Raw genomic sequence first — 18,019 nt, 5'->3', positions numbered from 1 at the left:
GCGTAGGTCCAGCTGGCGGCTGCGACGCCGGGAACCACAATGCCGAAGGTGCCATTGCGCTCGATGATCTCCCGCGTCCAGGTGCTTTTATCCACCACGATAGCCACCCGCGGCGGGGCGAATTCCACCGGCATTGACCAGGCGGCGGCCATAACGTTGCGCCGGTCGGACGGGGCATCGTAGCTGGTGATCAAAATGGTTGGGCCGTGGTTGAGCAGGCGGCTGGCGTACTGCAGTTCAACGTGGCGAAAGCGGCTCATAGGCGTTCCTTGAATAATGGGTCGGTTGGCAGGTAACACGTTAAGCCGCAATGAAAATGTAATCAATACGTCATCTCGTCTGACTATAGTCGCCAGCACTAAGTCCCAAAGAGGATCACAATATGTTGGCTCCCCTGATGCTATCCCAGGTGAGCGTGCCCCGTCGGATGTCGACCGCCGGGCTGGTCTCGCTGTCCCGAAAGGGAGGGCGATGATGCGCACGCTGACCCCTATCACCCTGCAGGAGGTCTCTTTCGCCTTCGCAGAGACCCCTATTCTTGACCGCTTCACGTTGCATATCGAACCCGGCCGCATCGTGGCGCTACTGGGCCCTTCCGGCTGCGGCAAAAGCACGTTGCTGCGTCTGCTGGCCGGGCTGAGCGTGCCGGCCAGCGGCGAAATCCGCTTTGGCGACAGGCTGGTCGCCCGCGCAGGATGGGGATTGCCCCCGGAGCAGCGCGATATCGGCATGGTTTTTCAGGATTATGCCCTCTGGCCGCATATGAGCGTGGCGCAGAACGTCGCCTTTCCGCTGCGCATGCGCGGCGTCTCCCGCAGCGAACGCGAGCGCCGGGTCAGCGAGGCGCTGGCGCGGGTAGGCCTCAATGGCTTTGCCGAACGTAAGCCTTCAGGCCTCTCCGGCGGTCAGCAGCAGCGGGTGGCGCTGGCGCGGGCGATCGTCGCCGCGCCGCGGGTGCTGCTGTTTGATGAACCGCTCTCCAACCTGGACAGCGAACTACGCGAATCGCTGTGTGGCGAAATGAGCCGCCTGCTGCGACAGCTCGGCATCACCGCCCTGTATGTCACCCATGACCGACGTGAAGCCGAGCTGTTAGCCGACCAGATTGTCTATTTATCCGCGGGCCGCGTGGCCGCTGTCCGCGCCGTTACGCCAACCTCAGGGGAAGTTGCATGAACACCGTTATGACCGTTAAGAAAGGAGTGGTACTCGCGATGGCTCTCTCCGCCATGATGCTCTCCAGCGCCCATGCGCTGACCGTTTACACCGCCGGACCCGGCTCGCTGGCGAAAAGCCTGGCCAGCGGTTTTGAACAACAGACCGGGGTGAAGGTGACCGTTTTTCAGGCCACCACCGGCAAAGTGATGGCCCGACTGGAGGCCGAGCAGGCCAACCCGCAGGCGGATGTGCTGATCTCCGCCTCGTGGGATACCGCCGAAGATCTGCACCAGCGGGGCTGGTTGTTGCCTTTTGCGAGCGCCAACGCCGACCAGGTACCGGCGAACCTGAAATCGGCGGACTATATCGCCCAGGGCGTCTCCGCCCTGGGTATTGTCTGGAACAGTAAAAGCGGCACCCCGGAACCGAAAGAGTGGCGGGATCTCACCCAGCCGGCGTTTAAAGACAAGGTGACAACCCCCGACCCGGCGCTCTCCGGCGCGTCGCTGGATTTGCTGATCGGGCTGCAAAACAGCATGGGCGACCAGGCCTGGCAACTGTTTGACGATCTGAAAAAGAACGGCATGGTAGTCAGCGGACCCAACGCCCAGGCGGTGACGCCGGTGATGCAAGGGGCGAAAGCGGCGGTGTTTGGCGCGGTGGATTATGTCTCCTACGGCAATATTCAGCAGGGCGAGTCGCTGAAGGTGATCTTCCCGGCCAGCGGAACGGTGATTGCCCCGCGCCCGATGATGATCCTCAAAACCAGCCAGCATGCCGACGATGCCAAAGCCTTTATCGATTACGTGCTGTCGCCGGAAGGTCAGGCGAAGGTCGCCGACGCCTGGCTGATGCCCGCCCGCCGCGACGTGGCGGCTAAACGTCCGTTACTGGACGCGCTGAAGGTGCTGCCCACCACCAGCGAGGGCAGCAGCGAGCGGGGCGCCGTGCTCGCCCGCTTCAGTCAGCTGTACGCGCAGTAATTGATCCCGTTTCTCCGGCGCTGGCCGCCGGAGGACCCTCAGCTTCAGGAACCGGTTGTGAAACAAACATTCCTTTCCGGCGCGACCCTTGCCGCCCTGGTGATGCTGGTCGCGTTACCGTTAGTGTTTATTGTGCTGCAGGCGATTTTTCCCCGTTTTAGCGCCGGTTCGCTCGGGGACGCCTTTGGCGGCATCCCGGCGCTGCTGGCCGATCCTCAGCTGCCGGCGATGCTCGGCGGTACGCTATGGATCGCCGCCGGCGTGGCGCTGGTCAGCGTAATGATTGGCCTGCCGCTCGGCATCCTGCGCGGTATGTTTTCGCTGCCGCTGCCCCGGCTGTGGGATCTCCTGTTTTTGATCCCCTTTCTTACGCCGCCCTATATCTCGGCGCTCTCCTGGATGCTGGCCCTGCAAAGCCAGGGCTATCTGCAGCAGCTGACCGGCTGGCAGCTGAACGATCTGCTGTTCAGCCGCAGCGGGATCGTGCTGGTGATGACCTTTAATATATTTCCGGTGGTCTACTTTGCCGTCTCCCGCAGCCTGCTGGCGAGCGGGACCCGGCTGGCGGTGGTCGCCCGCGTCCATGGCGCCAGCGCCTGGCGCGCCTTCTGGCACGTGACGCTACCGATGCTCTCTCCGGCGCTGGCGGCGGGGATGCTGCTGGCGTTTACCCTCGCCATCGAGGAGTTTGGCGTACCGGCGGCGCTGGGCAGCCGGGCGGGAGTGGTGATGCTGACGGTCGGTATTGAGAAAAAGCTGGCCGACTGGCCGGTGGATCTCCCTGGCGCCGCGCTATTGTCGCTGCTGCTGATGGCGGTGGCGTTGTTCGCCTGGTGGCTGCAAAGGCGGCTGGTGGGGGAGAAAGAGGTCACCAGCATCACCGGTAAGCCGGGGGAGAACCACGGGGCATCGCTGGGCTGGATGACGCTGCCCGCCGTGCTGGCGATGGCGGCCGTCGGCGGCCTGGCGGTCGGCGTCCCCGCCGTCTCGATGATGCTCACCAGCGTGATGGGCACGCTCTCCGGTGGCGTGAGTGTTGAGAATGTCACACTGCGTCATTTCGCGGCGCTGTTTGACCAGCAGGGAGATGCCCTGTCGGCCCTCGGCACCAGCCTGTCGCTGGCCCTGGGTTCGGCGCTAATCGTCGGCGCGCTGGGCCTGCTGGCCGCCTGGTTGGTGATGGTGCAGAAGATTAAAGGGCGCGGGATGGTGGACGCGCTGTCGCTGATGCCGGCGGCGCTGCCGGGCGTGGTGGTGGGGGTCGGTTTGATCCTGCTGTGGAATCAGCCCTTCTGGCCGCGCTCGCCCTATAACACGCTGTGGATGCTGCTGCTCTCCTATTGCTGCCTGCTGTTGCCCTGGCCGGTGCGCTATGTCGGCAGCGCGCTGCGCCAGCTGGGCCCGAACCTTGAGCCCGCCGCCAGGGTGCACGGGGCGTCGCCACTGCAGGCGCTGCGGTTGATTGTCCTGCCGCTGGTCTTTCCGGCGCTGCTGGCGGCGATGCTGATGGTGTTCGCGGTGGCCTCCCGGGAGCTGGTGACCTCGCTGCTGCTCTCTCCGGCCGGTACGCAAACCGTGGCGGTGTTTATCTGGCGCCAGTTCGAACAGGGTTCCGTCGGTCAGGGCATGGCGATGGCCAGCCTGACGTTGTTGACCGGTCTGGTCCTGATGCTGACGGCGCTGGCGCTGATGCAGCGCCGCACGCGCGGTTAACGCTAAGCGCACAAAAAAGACGGTCGGCGCGGAAAAATAGGCTATAAATGTCGGACACCTACAGCTGGAGGCCCTGATGAGTCCCTTTTTACGCGCCTATTTTTCCCGTCTGAGCTGGACGGGTGAGCCTGATGTTTCCATTGATACCCTGCGGGAACTGCATCTGCAGCATAACAGCGCCATCCCCTTTGAAAACCTCGACGTCCTGCTGCCGCGTGAAATCCACCTTGACGATGGGGCGCTGGAAGAGAAGCTGATCGCCGCCCGCCGCGGGGGGTATTGTTTTGAACAGAATGGCCTGCTGGAGCGCGCGCTGCGCGAGATAGGCTTTAACGTCCGCAGCCTGCTGGGCCGCGTGGTGCTGGCCAACCCGCCGCAGATGCCGCCGCGTACTCACCGTCTGTTGCTGGTGGAGGTGGCGGGGGAGCGCTGGATCGCCGACGTCGGCTTCGGCGGCCAGACGCTGACCGCGCCGATCAAACTGCTGGCCGATATCCCACAGCAAACGCCGCACGGCAGCTATCGTCTGGTGCATGAAGGGGATGAGTGGACGCTGCAGTTCAACCATCACGAACACTGGCAGTCGATGTACCATTTCGATTTAGGCCGCCAGTATGCGTCTGATTATGTGATGGGCAACTTCTGGTCGGCGCACTGGCCGCAGTCCCACTTCCGTCACCATCTGCTGATGTGTCGTCATCTCCCGGACGGCGGCAAAATGACCCTCACCAACTTCCACTTTACCCACTGGGAGAATAACCATGTGGTGGAGAAGGTCGATTTTGCCGATGTCTCCGCGCTGTATGAAGGGCTGCAGACCCGTTTCGGCCTGGGGGTGGACGATCCTAAACATGGCTTCAGCGAAGCGGCGCTGGCGGCGGTGATGGCGGCGTTCGATACCCATCCGGAAGCCGGGAAGTAAATCTCCTCATGCCCGGCGGCGCTGCGCTTGCGCGGGCCTACGGGGTATGAGCCTGTGAGAGGACCCTGTAGGCCGGATAAGGCGTAGCCGCCACCCGGCGAAATTACAGGTACCGTGCCTGATATCTTGCCCGGCGGCGCTGCGCCTGCGCGGGCCTGAGAGGTTTGAGCCTGTAAGAGGCCCCTGTAGGCCGGGCAAGGCGTAGCCGCCACCCGGCGAAATTACAGGTACCGTGCCTGATATCTTACCCGGCGGCGCTGCGCCTGCGCGGGCCTGCGAGGTTTGAGCCTGTGAGAGGCCCCTGTAGGCCGGGCAAGGCGTAGCCGCCACCCGGCGAAATTACAGGAACCGTGCCTGATATCTTGCCCGGCGGCGCTGCGCTTGCGCGGGCCTGCGAGGTTTGAGCCTGTGAGAGGACCCTGTAGGCCGGGTAAGGCGACAGCCGCCACCCGGCATAAAGCCTGGAGCCAGGTACGATAAATACCCGGACTTGGCGCGAAGGCCTCGTCCGGGCTACCGGTAAGGATGAATGGTAAACGCCGCCAGCGCTCAGCGCCGGGAGCGTACCACCTGGTAACGCCGGGTGAAATACTCCACCGGCGCGCTCCAGACGTGAACCAGGCGGGTGAAGGGGAAGATCAGAAAGATGGTCATCCCGAGCACCAGGTGGACGCGGTAAATCCATGCGACACCGTCCAGATGCGCCGAGGCGCCGCCGTGGAAGGTGACCACCGCCTGCGCCCAGTCCACCAGCTTGAGCATTTCGCTGCCGTCCGGATGCTGGGCGGAGAAGGGGATGGTTGTCAGCCCCAGCGCGCACTGAATCAGCAGAATGCACAGGATCAAAATATCCGCGGTCGTGGAGGTGGCGCGAATTCGCGGGTTGGTCAGGCGGCGCATCAGCAGGCCGATACCGCCTACCAGGGTCAGCACGCCGCAGATGCCGCCAAGGATCATGGCCATCAGCTGCTTCTGGGACATCGGCAGGAACCACGAGTAGACCCAGTGTGGGGTCAGCATGCCAAAGAGATGGCCAAAGAAGATGCCGAGAATGCCGATATGAAATAAGTTCGACCATAGCACCATCCCGCGCTTATCCAGCATCTGGCTGGATGAGGCGCGCCAGGTATACTGCCCGTAATCGTAGCGCAGCCAGCTGCCCACCAGAAAGACGGTGCCGCACAGGTAAGGGTAGATATCGTAAAAGAAGACGTTCAGATACTGGATCATTTCGGGCCTCCGGCGCGGATGTCAACGTACTGCGGCGCCACATCCTGACTAAAGCGTCGTTGATAAGCTTGCATCGACGAGCTATCGCAAGCGGTCGCATTATCTTCGATAAACTTCACCTGCTCTTCTTCCCACACGGCGTCCAGCGCCTGACGGGTATCGTCGCGCTTTTCTCCCGCCACCTGTTTTGTGACACTGTCACTGGTGAGCGGGCTTTTAGCCAGCGCCAGCAGGGCGTCAAACAGCTGGTAGTACGGGCAGGCTCGCTGCTTAAGACGGCCGCCGATCAGCGCCAGAATCGGCGCGATATTCTGCAGCCCCTCCCGAGCCTCCGCGGGAGGTAGAATACTGAGATACTCCAGATACAGCGGCAGATGGTCGGGCAGCTCGCGACAATCGATCTGCAGACCCGCCTGCTGATACTGATTCATCAGGTCGACCATCGCCTGGCCGCGGTCGCGGGATTCGGCATGCACATGTTCAAACAGCAGCAGCGAGGTGGCGCGCCCGCGCTCGAACACCTCGCACCATTCGGCCTGGCGATCCAACAGCGGAGCCGTCAACAGCTCACCGACAAACGGCGTCAGGGAAGGGACATCGGCCCTGATCAGCGCCAGGGCGTCGTCGCGGTTCTCCCACAGTAACTCGTCGGGGTACTCCAGCAGCAGACCGATCACTTTCAGGATCCGCATCACTCGCCCTCCCCATGCTTACGCACGCCGCTGACGTCGATGGCGTCGATCCGCCGGCTGTTAAACAGGTTGAATTTCGTATCTGACCCGTGGCAGCCATCGCCAAAGGTAAAGCCGCAGCCGTTACGTTCCGGAAAGGCATCCTCCGCCAGTTCGCGATGGCTGGTGGGGATCACGAAGCGGTCTTCGTAGTTGGCGATCGCCAGATAGCGATACATCTCTTCGACCTGCTCAACGCTGAGGCCCACCTCTTCAATGGCGCGGGTATCGGTGACGCCCTCGACGGTTTGCGAGCGCTTGTAGTGGCGCATCGCCATCATCCGTTTCAGCGCGCGCAAGACCGGTCCGGTATCGCCGGCGCTCAGCAGATTCGCCAGGTATTGCACCGGGATGCGCAGACTCTCAACCGCCGGCAGGATGTTGCCGTTGCTCGGTAAGCCGCCGGCGTCGGCAACCGACTGGATCGGCGACAGGGGCGGCACGTACCAGACCATCGGCAGGGTGCGATACTCCGGATGCAGCGGCAGAGCCAGCTTCCAGTCCATCGCCAGCTTATAGACCGGCGATTTCTGCGCCGCCTCAATGACGTTGTGCGGGATCCCTTGCTTTAGCGCTTCCTCGATGACCGCCGGATCGTTTGGATTAAGGAACACCTCGCACTGGCGCTCATAGAGGTCGGTTTCATGTTCGGTACTGGCCGCCTCTTCAATGCGGTCGGCGTCATACAGCAGTACGCCAAGATAGCGGATGCGCCCGACGCAGGTTTCTGAGCAGACCGTTGGCTGCCCGGACTCAATGCGCGGATAGCAGAAGATGCATTTTTCCGACTTACCGCTCTTCCAGTTAAAGTAGATTTTTTTGTACGGGCAGCCGCTGATGCACATCCGCCAGCCGCGGCATTTATCCTGATCGATCAGTACGATGCCATCTTCCTCACGCTTGTAGATGGCGCCGCTCGGGCAGGTGGCCACGCAGCTCGGGTTGAGGCAGTGCTCGCACAGGCGCGGGAGATACATCATGAAGGTATTTTCGAACTGGCCGTACATCTCTTTTTGCATGGCTTCGAAGTTACGGTCGCGGGCGCGTTTCTCGAATTCGCCGCCGAGCAGCTCCTCCCAGTTCGGGCCCCAGTTAATCTTATCCATACGCTCGCCGCTGATCAGCGAGCGCGGGCGGGCGGTCGGCAGATATTTGCCCTCCGGCGCGTTGTGCAGGTGCTGGTAGTCATAGGTAAAGGGTTCGTAGTAATCGTCGATCGCCGGCAGCACCGGGTTGGCGAAAATCTTCGATAATACGCTGACCCGATTGCCGAGGCGGGGCGTCAGCTTACCGCTAATGCCGCGGATCCAGCCGCCTTGCCACTGATCCTGGTCCTCCCAGTTTTTGGGGTAGCCAATGCCCGGTTTGGTCTCCACGTTATTGAACCACGCGTACTCCATGCCTTCGCGGCTGCTCCAGACGTTTTTACAGGTGACCGAGCAGGTGTGACAGCCGATGCATTTGTCCAGATTCAGCACCATTCCAACCTGAGAACGGATTTTCATTTTTTCGCCTCCTGTACCTGATCGCGACCTTCGTCATCCAGCCAGGCAATATTCTTCATTTTGCGGATCATGATGAACTCGTCGCGGTTCGATCCGACGGTGCCGTAGTAGTTAAAGCCATAGGCCAGCTGGGCGTAGCCGCCAATCATGTGCGTTGGCTTCGGACAGACGCGGGTTACCGAGTTATGAATGCCGCCGCGACGACCGGTCACTTCCGAACCCGGGATATTCATAATCCGTTCCTGAGCGTGGTACATCATGGTCATCCCCGGCGGCACCCGCTGGCTCACCACCGCCCGCGCGGTGAGAGCCCCGTTGGCGTTGAACGCTTCAATCCAGTCGTTATCTTCAATGCCCAGCTCTTTCGCGTCGGTTTCGCTAAGCCAGACGATCGGCCCGCCGCGCGACAGCGTCAGCATCAGCAGGTTTTCGCTATAGGTGGAGTGGATCCCCCACTTCTGGTGCGGCGTCAGGAAATTCAGCGCTTTTTCCGGAAAGCCGTTTGGCGGCACGGCCTTCATCTGGCTGACGCTGCGGGTATCAATGGGCGGGCGATAGGCTACCAGGCTTTCGCCGAAGGCGCGCATCCACGGATGGTCCTGATACAACTGCTGGCGGCCGGAGAGGGTGCGCCATGGGATCAGCTCATGCACGTTGGTATAACCGGCATTGTAGGAGACGTGCTCGCTTTCCAGTCCGGACCACGTCGGGCTGGAGATAATTTTGCGCGGCTGCGCCTGAATATCGCGAAAGCGGATCTTCTCATCCTCTTTATTGAGCGCCAGATGGGTATGATCGCGGCCGGTAAACTCTCCCAGCGCCTGCCAGGCTTTCACCGCCACCTGGCCGTTGGTTTCCGGGGCGAGGCTGAGAATAACTTCGGAGGCGTCAATGGCGCTGTCGATCCGCGGCCGGCCTTTGGCCGGACCGTCGGGCTTGACGTAGTTAAGCTTGCCGAGGAAATCGACTTCGCTTTGCGTATTCCACGCAATGCCTTTCCCGCCGTTGCCGAGCTTATCGAGCAGCGGGCCGAGAGAGGTGAAGCGGTCCCAGGTGGCCGGGTAGTCGCGTTCCACCAGGGCAATGGACGGTGCGGTTTTGCCTAGAATGAGATCGCATTCGCCTTTGCGCCAGTCAAGCACCTCGAACGGCTGCGACAGTTCGCCGGGAGAATCATGCTGCAGTGGGACCAGCACCACATCGGTCTCTTTGCCAAGATGGCCGACGCAGACCTGCGAGAAGGATTTAGCGATATCCTTGTAGATCTCCCAGTCGCTTTTCGCCTCCCAGGCCGGGTCGACGGCGGCGGAGAGCGGGTGGATAAACGGGTGCATGTCCGAGGTGTTCATATCGTCTTTTTCATACCAGGTGGCGGTCGGCAGGACAATATCGGAGAAGAGACAGGTACTGGACATGCGGAAATCCAGCGTCACCAGCAGGTCGAGTTTTCCCTCAATCGCCGCGGTCTGCCACTCGACTTCCTCAGGTTTTACCTCATCGCTGGCGCCCAGTTCATCACCCTGAATACCGCTGTCGGTCCCGAGCAGGTATTTCAACATGTACTCATGCCCCTTACCGGACGATCCCAGCAGGTTTGAGCGCCAGATAAACAGGTTGCGCGGATGGTTTTTGCCGCTATCCGGCTGCTCGGCGGCAAAGCGAATATCGCCTGATTTTAACGACTGGACGGTGAACTCCGCGGGGGAGAGCCCGGCGGCCTCGGCCTGCTGCTTAATGGTCAGCGGGTTGACGTTGAGCTGGGGCGCAGAAGGTAACCAGCCCATCCGTTCCGCACGGACGTTGAAGTCGATAAGGCTGCCGCTAAATTTGCTGGCGTCGGCCAGCGGCGACAGCAGCTCCTGCGCGGTCAGTTTTTCGTAGCGCCACTGGCTGGCGTGGTTGTAGAAATAAGAGGTACTGTTCATCTGCCGCGGCGGACGACTCCAGTCCAGGGCGAACGCCAGCGGCAGCCAGCCGGTCTGCGGGCGCAGTTTCTCCTGACCGACATAGTGCGACCAGCCGCCGCCGCTCTGGCCGACGCAGCCGCAGAATACCAGCAGATTAATCATCCCGCGGTAGTTCATATCCATGTGGTACCAGTGGTTCACCCCGGCGCCGAGGATAATCATTGAGCGGCCGTGGGTCTTATGCGCCGTATCGGCAAACTCGCGGGCGATTTGTTCGATATGTTGACGCGGTACGCCGGTGATCTGCTCCGCCCATGCCGGGGTATAGGCTTTGACCTCGGCGAAATCCTTCGCCGCATTGACATCGTCAAGCCCTCGATCCAGACCGTAGTTGGCCAGAATCAGGTCATAGACGCTGACCACCAGGCCGTTTTCGCCACTGGCCAGCGTCAGCTGTTTAGCCGGTAGCGGGTGAAGGGTCACCGGTGACTGCGCTACGCTGCGAAAATGCGGGTTTTCGTTGCCGCCAAAGTAGGGGAAGCCCACCGACACCACGCTGTCGCGAATATCCAGCAGCGACAGCTTAAGCTCGACATCTTTGCCGTCTGCCCGTTGTTCGAGATTCCATTTGCCTTTTTCGCCCCAGCGAAAGCCGATGGAGCCGTTCGGCGCCACCAGTTCCCCGTCGCTGTTATAGGCCACGGTTTTCCATTCCGGGTTATTACTTTCTCCGAGACCGTCAAGCAGGTCGGAAGCACGCAGCATACGGCCCGGCGTATAGCTGCCGTCGTCGCGCGGCTCGAGTATCACCAGCATCGGCATGTCGGTGTAGGTCCGGCAGTAGTTGAGAAAGTAATCGCTCGGTTTATCGAGGTGGAAGGCTTTGAGGATCACATGGCCCATGGCCATCGCCAGCGCGCTGTCGGTGCCTTGCTTCGGCGCCAGCCACTGGTCGCAGAGCTTAGCGACTTCCGAATAGTCCGGCGTGATGGCGATAGTTTTGGTGCCCTTGTAGCGCACTTCGGTAAAGAAGTGGGCGTCCGGGGTTCGGGTCTGCGGCACGTTGGAGCCCCAGGCAATAATGTAGCTGGAGTTGTACCAGTCGGCGGATTCCGGCACGTCGGTCTGTTCGCCCCAGGTCATCGGCGAGGCGGGGGGCAGATCGCAGTACCAGTCATAAAAGCTCAGGCAGGTGCCGCCAATCAACGATAAATAGCGAGTGCCCGCGGCGTAGGAGACCATCGACATCGCCGGGATCGGCGAGAAGCCGGCGACGCGGTCCGGGCCATAGTGTTTGATGGTCCAGACGTTGGCGGCGGCGATGAGCTGGTTCAGCTCTTTCCAGCTGGAGCGGACAAAACCGCCTTTGCCGCGCGCCGCTTTATAGCTGCGGGTTTTTGCCGGATCCTGCATGATGCTATCCCATGCCAGCACCGGGTCGGGATGCTGCGCCAGGGCTTCGCGCCACAGCTCAATCAGTCGTTTACGCGCCAGGGGGTACTTCAGGCGGTTGGCGCTGTAGAGATACCAGGAGTAGCTGGCGCCGCGCGGGCAGCCGCGCGGTTCGTGATTTGGCAGATCCGGCCGGGTGCGCGGATAATCGGTCTGCTGGGTTTCCCAGGTAACGAGGCCGTTTTTGACGTAAATTTTCCAGCTGCAGGAGCCGGTGCAGTTCACACCGTGCGTGGAGCGGACAATTTTGTCGAACTGCCAGCGTTGACGGTAGCTATCTTCCCAGTCACGGTTGTTGTTGTAGACCTGGCCGTGGCCGTTGGCAAAAGTCTCGCCCTTCTGCTTAAAGTAGCGAAAGCGATCCAGAAGTTTACTCATGACATTTCTCCTGCTCCGATGATGTCCGGCATCGTGCCACCCGGCCGGATGAGCGAACGAACTCGTAAGCCGCTATCCGGCAGATAAATCGTTATGGTTAAGCGGGTTTACGGCGGCCGTAGACCAGCCAGGTCACCAGCACGCAAACCACATAGAAGACAAAAAAGACTTTCATCGCGCCAACCGGTGAGCCGGTCATCGCCAGCGAGGTGCCGAAGGCTTTCGGAATAAAGAAGCCGCCGATGGCGCCGATCGCCGAGATAAAGCCCAGCGCGGCAGCGGTATCGGTCACCGCCTCGTGCTGCGCTTCTTCATCGCTGCCGCCGCGCTGTTTTACGCTGTCGATGGTGAGCTGGCGGAAGATGACGGCGATCATCTGGAAGGTGGAGCCGCTTCCCAGACCGGCGGTTAAAAAGAGCCCCATAAACACCACGTAGAAAGCGAGAAAGCTGCCGGAGCCGCTGCCTGGCAGGGTCAGAAACAGCAGGCCGGTAAACAGCGCCATCAGGACGAAGTTAACCAGCGTCACCCGCACGCCGCCGAGACGGTCGGAGATGATCCCGCCGAACGAGCGCGCCAGCGCGCCGATGAACGGTCCAAAGAAGGCGAGCTTGAGGATATCGACCGCGGGAAACTGGGTTTTCGCCAGCATGGCAAAGCCGGCGGAAAAGCCGATGAACGAGCCAAACGTCGCCAGATAGAGCAGGCTTAACAGCCACATATGCGGTCGCTTGAGCACGGGAAGCTGATCGCGAATCGAGGCCTTTGAACCGGCGATATCGTTCATGCCGAACCATGCCGCGACGGTGGCGAGCAGCAGCAGCGGTACCCAGACGAGCGCCGCATTACTCAGGGTGATTGTCGAACCATCGGGCTGGGTGACGCCATGGACGCCGAGAAAGGTGAAGAGCGGCAGGAAGATGACCGCCGGGGCGACCATCTGCATCACGCTTACGCCCAGATTGCCAAGGCCGCCGTTGACTCCCAGCGCGCTGCCCTGTTTCGCTTTGGGGAAAAAGAAACTGATATTTCCCATGCTGGAAGCAAAATTCGCTCCGGCAAAACCGCACAGCAGCGCAATAATAATAAATACCCAGAACGGAGTAGTAATATTCTGGATTGCCACCCCTAACCAAATACAAGGCACGATCAGGATAACGGTACTTAATACGGTCCAGTAGCGCCCGCCAAAAAGGGGTACCATAAAGGAGTAGGGGACCCGTAATATCGCGCCGGAAAGTGAAGGCAGGGCGGTTAATAAAAAAAGCTGGTCGGTGGTGAAATGAAAACCGACCTTATTGAGATTGACCGCTACGGCGCTGAATAACATCCATACGCAGAAAGCAAGTAGCAGACAGGCCACTGATATCCATAGATTTCTTCGCGCAATGGCTTGGCCTTTATTTTCCCAGAACGCCTTGTTTTCAGGCCGCCAGTTGTTCAAAAGGTAATGATTATCTTTATCATTCTGCACCGACATATTGCCCTCTACTTGCCCGGAAAGGAGTAAATAAATAAGGTCAACAGCTGAATACAAGGGGATAGTGAATAACGCTTAATTTGCGTTATCTATGAAGCGTAGATAAAAAAAACGTGCTGACAGAGAGCACGTGGTAAGCGTAGTGGAATTAATTGTTACTAAATGTAAATATGCCTAAAACAACTCCAGCGTAATCATCTTATTTACATAGCGGCTAAACGCCGCCTCATCCAGGGCCTGCGCGTCCAGCGCATAAATCCCGTCGAGGCCGCACACCAGGGCGATAAAGCGCCAGGCGATATCCGCCGCAGGCTCAGCCGACCGAAATTCGCCGCTGGCGAGGCCCTGCTCGATGATGGCGACGGTCTCGGCATGCCACATATTCATGGTCAGCAGGTAGGCCGCTTTGATGTCCGGATCGCTGTCGGCCAGCACCTGGCCTTCGCGCCACAGGCGGATATAGGGTTCCAGTCGGCCATCCTCGCTGCCGATCATCGAGAACAAGCGCTCGCGCCAGCTGGCGTCCTCAGCCACCAGCGGCATGTCGAGCATCTCGCGGATCAGGCGGATGAAAACCTGCGCTTTCAGCTCGCCGATGGAGGTGAAGTGGTGGTGCAGCTGCCCGGCGGCCACCTGGGCTTCGCGGGCGATCTGCCGCACGGTCATGGCGGCAAAGCCGCCGCGCAGGGCCAGGCGCATGGCGGCCTGCATAATCCCTTCCCGTCGCGCATCACGTTGTAAATAGTGCATAGAACCCCGCTGTCATCTGGCTTTGGCCGAGTGTAACAAAAAGTTGGACATGTGTTCAACAATCCGGCAGGATCGCCATCCTGGACGTGTGTCCAATATTCAATATTGATTGAGGTACAAGCTATGTCACGGCAATGGATGACGCTGATGGCGATTTTGCTGGTTTATATTCCGGTGGCGATTGACGCTACGGTGTTGCATGTGGCCGCGCCGACCCTCAGCGTGGCGCTGGGTAGCAGCGGCAATGAGCTGTTGTGGATCATTGATATCTACTCATTAGTGATGGCCGGGATGGTGCTGCCGATGGGCGCCCTTGGCGATAAGATCGGCTTTAAGCGCCTGCTGCTGCTCGGCAGCGCCATTTTTGGCATCGCCTCGCTGTGCGCCGCGCTGTCGCCGACGGCCATGACGCTGATTGCCTCACGCGCTTTGCTGGCGGTGGGGGCGGCGATGATCGTCCCGGCGACGCTGGCCGGGATCCGCAGCACCTTTGCCGAGGCCAGCCAGCGCAATATGGCGCTGGGGCTGTGGGCAGCGGTCGGCTCCGGCGGCGCGGCCTTCGGCCCGCTGGTGGGCGGTATCCTGCTGGAGCATTTCTACTGGGGGTCGGTGTTCCTGATCAATGTGCCGATCGTGCTGGTGGTTATCGCGATTAACGCGAAAGTGGTGCCGCGCCAGCCCGCGCGCCGCGAACAGCCGCTCAATCTACTGCAGGCGCTCGTTTTGATTGCCGCGATCCTGATGCTGGTGTTTAGCGCGAAATCGGCGCTGAAGGGCCAGCTGGCGCTGTGGCTCACCGCGCTGGTGGCGCTCGGCGGGGCGGCGATGTTAACCTGGTTTATCCGCAAGCAGCTGTCGGCGGCCCGCCCGATGGTGGATATGCGCCTGTTCACCCATCGCATAATCTTAAGCGGGGTGATGATGGCGATGACGGCCCTGATTACCCTGGTCGGTTTTGAGCTGCTGATGGCCCAGGAGCTGCAGTTTGTGCACCAGAAAACGCCGTTCGAGGCGGGGATATTTATGCTGCCGGTAATGGTGGCCAGCGGCTTCAGCGGCCCGATTGCCGGCCTGCTGGTGTCGCGGCTTGGGCTGCGCGAGGTGGCGACCGGCGGGATGCTGCTCAGCGCCTTCAGCTTTCTCGGCCTGGCGTTGACCGATTTCAGTACCCAGCAGTGGCTGGCCTGGGGGCTGATGACGCTGCTGGGCTTTAGCGTGGCCAGCGCGCTGCTGGCCTCCAGTTCCGCGATTATGGCGGCAGCGCCGAAGGAGAAAGCGGCGGCCGCCGGGGCGATTGAAACCATGGCCTATGAGCTGGGCGCCGGTCTCGGCATAGCGCTGTTCGGCCTGATCCTGACCCGCAGCTACAGCGCCTCTATTGCGCTGCCGTCTGGCCTGAGTGGCACCATGGCGCAGCAGGCGGCGTCATCGATTGGCGAGGCGGTGAGTCTGTCCCAGGCGCTGCCCGCCGGGGTGGCGCAGGCGCTGATGGCGGCGGCGAAGACGGCTTTTATTCAGGCTCATAGCCTGGTGCTGGCGACGGCGGGTGTATTGCTTCTGCTGCTGGCCGCCGGGATCTGGCGCAGCCTCGCCACCGTGGCGAAACCGCAGTCGGCGCTATAGCTGCAGCGACAGATCCATCGCCGCGCGCCGTAGCGGAGCGAGGGCCTTCTCTTTTAACGCCGCGGCGCAGACCGTCGCGGCAGGTACCCCGACATTCAGGGCGGCCACCACCTGACCGTGACGCGACAGCACGGGTACCGCCAGCGAGCACAAGCCTACCTCGATCTGCCGGTCGGCGAGGGCATAGCCCTGCATGCGCACCCGAGCGATCTCTGCACGTAAACCGGACAAATCGCACAGGGTATGCGGAGTGTAGCGAATAAGCGTAGCCCGTGACAACGTCACTTCCAGCTGTTCCTCCGGCAGCGAGCTCAGCAACACCCGCCCCATCGACGTGGCCCACGCCGGCAGGCGGCTGCCGCGCCCCAGATCGATGCTCAGTAAATTAATGACCGCCGCGCGGGCAATATAGAGCACGTTATCCCCGTCGAGCGTGGCCGCCGAACAGGATTCGCCGAGCGCTTTGCCAAGATTATCCAGCGCCGTCTGCGCCACCTTGGCCAGCGGCGTGCCTGCCAGATAGGCGTGGCCGACGGCCAGCACCCGGGGGAGCAGTTCATAGCTACGGCCATCCGGACTGTGCACCATGCCCAGCGCGGCGAGGGTATACAAACAGCGGCGTACCGCCGCGCGCGAGATTTGCGTTTTCTGGCTGAGCTGGGAAATGGTCAGCCGCTGGCGCTGGGGGGTGAAGGCGTTAAGGACCTCCAGCCCGCGGGCCAGAGATAGCATAAAGTTAGGGTCGTGCTCGGCCTGCCTGGCGCTCAGCGTATTGGGAATATTGTCGCTCATCGCATCCTTCTCCGTTGCAGCGTAAAGCTTACGGCAGATCACTATACCTTGCGCAAAATGGGGCGCGCTGAATTGTGCCGGTTTTACCACCACGATCACATTAATAACCGTCTTTTAACAAACGCGTCGATAATCGCACAACATTTCGATTATCGCCGTTGACCATCCGCCAGGCTGAACCCTATTGTCAATGGCACAGACCCCCGTTATGGATGTGGGTACAAAAAGTTATATATCTCATCAGGAACAGAAAATGACTGCCACCGTAGAGCAAATCGAGAGCTGGATTGTGGATGTCCCGACCATCCGGCCGCATAAATTGTCGATGACCACCATGGGCTGCCAGTCGCTGGTGATCGTGCGCCTTACCCGTTCCGACGGCATCTGCGGCATCGGCGAAGCCACCACCATCGGCGGCTTGAGCTATGGCGTTGAGAGCCCCGAGGCCATCTCGTCGGCGATCACCCATTATCTGACGCCGCTGTTGAAAGGGCAGCCGGCCGATAACCTGAATGCGCTGACCGCCCGCATGAACGGCGCCATTAAAGGCAACACCTTTGCGAAGTCCGCCATCGAAACCGCGCTGCTCGACGCTCAGGGCAAAGCCTTAGGTCTGCCGATATCAGCCCTGCTCGGCGGCGCGTTGCAAACGGCGTTGCCGGTGCTGTGGACCTTAGCCAGCGGCGATACCGCGAAAGATATCGCTGAAGGAGAAAAACTGTTGGCCGAAGGCCGCCACCGGGCGTTCAAACTGAAGATCGGCGCGCGTGAACTCGCCACCGACCTGCGTCATACCCGCGCCATCGTTGAAGCGTTAGGCGACCGCGCCAGCATCCGTGTCGACGTCAATCAGGCCTGGGACGCTGCCACCGGCGCGAAAGGCTGCCGCGAACTGGCGGCGATGGGCGTCGATCTTATCGAACAGCCGGTCAGCGCCCAAGATAATGCCGCCCTGGTGCGGCTAAGCCAGCAAATTGAAACCGCGATCCTCGCGGATGAAGCGGTCGCGACCGCTTACGATGGTTATCAGCTGGCGCAGCAGGGCTTTACCGGCGCTTACGCGCTGAAAATCGCCAAAGCCGGGGGGCCGAACAGCGTGCTGGCGCTGGCCCGCGTCGCGCAGGCGGCAGGGATTGGCCTGTACGGCGGCACCATGCTGGAAGGCACCGTAGGGACCGTGGCTTCTCTGCACGCCTGGTCGACGCTGCCGCTGCAGTGGGGTACCGAGATGTTCGGCCCGCTGTTGCTGAAAGACGATATTGTCAGCGTGCCGCTCACCTTTGCCGACGGTCAGGTGGCGCTGCCGCAAACGCCGGGCCTTGGCGTCGAGCTGGATGAAGACAAACTGCATTTTTATACCCGCCAGCCGTAGCGGGGGACAGGAGAAAAAAATGT

At 61.0% G+C, this 18,019-nt stretch carries 14 protein-coding genes; 6 read left to right on the top strand and 8 right to left on the bottom strand.

Annotated elements, in window-relative coordinates; translation table 11 throughout:
• The coding region (locus tag KHQ28_RS14515) for a flavin reductase family protein (RefSeq protein WP_040234464.1) at window positions 1-260 on the bottom strand (260 nt) is incomplete at its 3' end.
• Window positions 261-471: 211 nt separating this feature from the next.
• Here KHQ28_RS14515 and KHQ28_RS14510 point away from each other — a divergent pair.
• The 4 genes from KHQ28_RS14510 (at window position 472) to nhoA (ending at window position 4,776) form a co-directional block, all read left to right on the top strand.
• Window positions 472-1,176: an ABC transporter ATP-binding protein gene (locus KHQ28_RS14510; protein WP_004189827.1), complete on the top strand. Its 705-nt coding sequence runs from the start codon at window positions 472-474 to the stop codon at window positions 1,174-1,176.
• On the top strand, window positions 1,173-2,141 hold the full coding sequence (locus KHQ28_RS14505; RefSeq protein WP_032418901.1) for an ABC transporter substrate-binding protein: 969 nt from the start codon (window positions 1,173-1,175) through the stop codon (window positions 2,139-2,141). The genes KHQ28_RS14510 and KHQ28_RS14505 overlap by 4 nt, the downstream gene beginning before the upstream one ends.
• 57 nt (window positions 2,142-2,198) lie before the next feature.
• Window positions 2,199-3,854, top strand: coding sequence for an iron ABC transporter permease (locus KHQ28_RS14500; protein ID WP_032418902.1), 1,656 nt, complete (start codon window positions 2,199-2,201; stop codon window positions 3,852-3,854).
• 76 nt (window positions 3,855-3,930) lie between these two features.
• A complete protein-coding gene (nhoA, locus tag KHQ28_RS14495; RefSeq protein ID WP_023280152.1) occupies window positions 3,931-4,776 on the top strand; it encodes an N-hydroxyarylamine O-acetyltransferase in 846 nt (281 codons plus the stop codon).
• Between the two features lie 549 nt (window positions 4,777-5,325).
• Here the strand turns inward: nhoA and narI are convergent.
• The 6 genes from narI to KHQ28_RS14465 all read right to left on the bottom strand — a co-directional run bounded on the left by narI (window position 5,326) and on the right by KHQ28_RS14465 (window position 14,209).
• The gene (narI, locus tag KHQ28_RS14490) at window positions 5,326-6,006 is read right to left on the bottom strand and encodes a respiratory nitrate reductase subunit gamma (protein ID WP_004175972.1); all 681 of its coding nucleotides are present in this window, start codon (window positions 6,004-6,006) and stop codon (window positions 5,326-5,328) included.
• Window positions 6,003-6,698: a nitrate reductase molybdenum cofactor assembly chaperone gene (gene narW / locus KHQ28_RS14485; RefSeq protein WP_002906547.1), complete on the bottom strand. Its 696-nt coding sequence runs from the start codon at window positions 6,696-6,698 to the stop codon at window positions 6,003-6,005. The genes narI and narW overlap by 4 nt, the downstream gene beginning before the upstream one ends.
• Window positions 6,698-8,242, bottom strand: coding sequence for a nitrate reductase subunit beta (narH, locus tag KHQ28_RS14480; RefSeq protein WP_004148517.1), 1,545 nt, complete (start codon window positions 8,240-8,242; stop codon window positions 6,698-6,700). The genes narW and narH overlap by 1 nt, the downstream gene beginning before the upstream one ends.
• Entirely contained in the window at window positions 8,239-11,979 is a 3,741-nt protein-coding gene (locus tag KHQ28_RS14475) for a nitrate reductase subunit alpha (protein ID WP_032418903.1), read from the bottom strand. The genes narH and KHQ28_RS14475 overlap by 4 nt, the downstream gene beginning before the upstream one ends.
• A gap of 97 nt (window positions 11,980-12,076) precedes the next feature.
• On the bottom strand, window positions 12,077-13,459 hold the full coding sequence (locus KHQ28_RS14470) for a NarK family nitrate/nitrite MFS transporter (RefSeq protein WP_004151231.1): 1,383 nt from the start codon (window positions 13,457-13,459) through the stop codon (window positions 12,077-12,079).
• Window positions 13,460-13,633: 174 nt separating this feature from the next.
• Window positions 13,634-14,209 (bottom strand): TetR family transcriptional regulator, encoded by a 576-nt coding sequence (locus KHQ28_RS14465; RefSeq protein WP_004888643.1) that lies wholly within the window; start codon window positions 14,207-14,209, stop codon window positions 13,634-13,636.
• A 123-nt stretch (window positions 14,210-14,332) separates the two neighbouring features.
• Here KHQ28_RS14465 and kmrA point away from each other — a divergent pair, with 123 nt between their 5' ends.
• A complete protein-coding gene (gene kmrA / locus KHQ28_RS14460) occupies window positions 14,333-15,832 on the top strand; it encodes an efflux MFS transporter KmrA (protein ID WP_004184186.1) in 1,500 nt (499 codons plus the stop codon).
• On the opposite strand, the gene KHQ28_RS14455 is transcribed toward kmrA, so the two are convergent.
• Entirely contained in the window at window positions 15,827-16,717 is an 891-nt protein-coding gene (locus KHQ28_RS14455; protein WP_072198309.1) for an IclR family transcriptional regulator C-terminal domain-containing protein, read from the bottom strand. The genes kmrA and KHQ28_RS14455 overlap by 6 nt on opposite strands.
• A 115-nt stretch (window positions 16,718-16,832) precedes the next feature.
• Here KHQ28_RS14455 and KHQ28_RS14450 point away from each other — a divergent pair, with 115 nt between their 5' ends.
• A complete protein-coding gene (locus KHQ28_RS14450) occupies window positions 16,833-17,996 on the top strand; it encodes a muconate cycloisomerase family protein (protein ID WP_072198310.1) in 1,164 nt (387 codons plus the stop codon).
• The last annotated feature ends 23 nt before the right edge of the window (window positions 17,997-18,019 follow it).

The organism is Klebsiella sp. 28 (genome assembly GCF_018223905.1).
GTDB lineage: Bacteria > Pseudomonadota > Gammaproteobacteria > Enterobacterales > Enterobacteriaceae > Klebsiella > Klebsiella pneumoniae.
The sequence above is the reverse complement of the archived record's forward strand: the minus strand, read 5'-3'. Positions and strand labels throughout refer to the sequence as shown.

What these genes read in the sequence shown, in the direction of transcription:
- KHQ28_RS14510 (WP_004189827.1), top strand. Translation starts at nt 472, where the DNA reads ATGATGCGCACGCTGACCCCTATCACCCTGCAGGAGGTCTCTTTCGCC.
- KHQ28_RS14505 (WP_032418901.1), top strand. Translation starts at nt 1,173, where the DNA reads ATGAACACCGTTATGACCGTTAAGAAAGGAGTGGTACTCGCGATGGCT.
- nhoA (WP_023280152.1), top strand. Translation starts at nt 3,931, where the DNA reads ATGAGTCCCTTTTTACGCGCCTATTTTTCCCGTCTGAGCTGGACGGGT.
- narI (WP_004175972.1), bottom strand. Translation starts at nt 6,006, where the DNA reads ATGATCCAGTATCTGAACGTCTTCTTTTACGATATCTACCCTTACCTG.
- narW (WP_002906547.1), bottom strand. Translation starts at nt 6,698, where the DNA reads ATGCGGATCCTGAAAGTGATCGGTCTGCTGCTGGAGTACCCCGACGAG.
- narH (WP_004148517.1), bottom strand. Translation starts at nt 8,242, where the DNA reads ATGAAAATCCGTTCTCAGGTTGGAATGGTGCTGAATCTGGACAAATGC.
- KHQ28_RS14475 (WP_032418903.1), bottom strand. Translation starts at nt 11,979, where the DNA reads ATGAGTAAACTTCTGGATCGCTTTCGCTACTTTAAGCAGAAGGGCGAG.
- KHQ28_RS14470 (WP_004151231.1), bottom strand. Translation starts at nt 13,459, where the DNA reads ATGTCGGTGCAGAATGATAAAGATAATCATTACCTTTTGAACAACTGG.
- KHQ28_RS14465 (WP_004888643.1), bottom strand. Translation starts at nt 14,209, where the DNA reads ATGCACTATTTACAACGTGATGCGCGACGGGAAGGGATTATGCAGGCC.
- kmrA (WP_004184186.1), top strand. Translation starts at nt 14,333, where the DNA reads ATGTCACGGCAATGGATGACGCTGATGGCGATTTTGCTGGTTTATATT.
- KHQ28_RS14450 (WP_072198310.1), top strand. Translation starts at nt 16,833, where the DNA reads ATGGATGTGGGTACAAAAAGTTATATATCTCATCAGGAACAGAAAATG.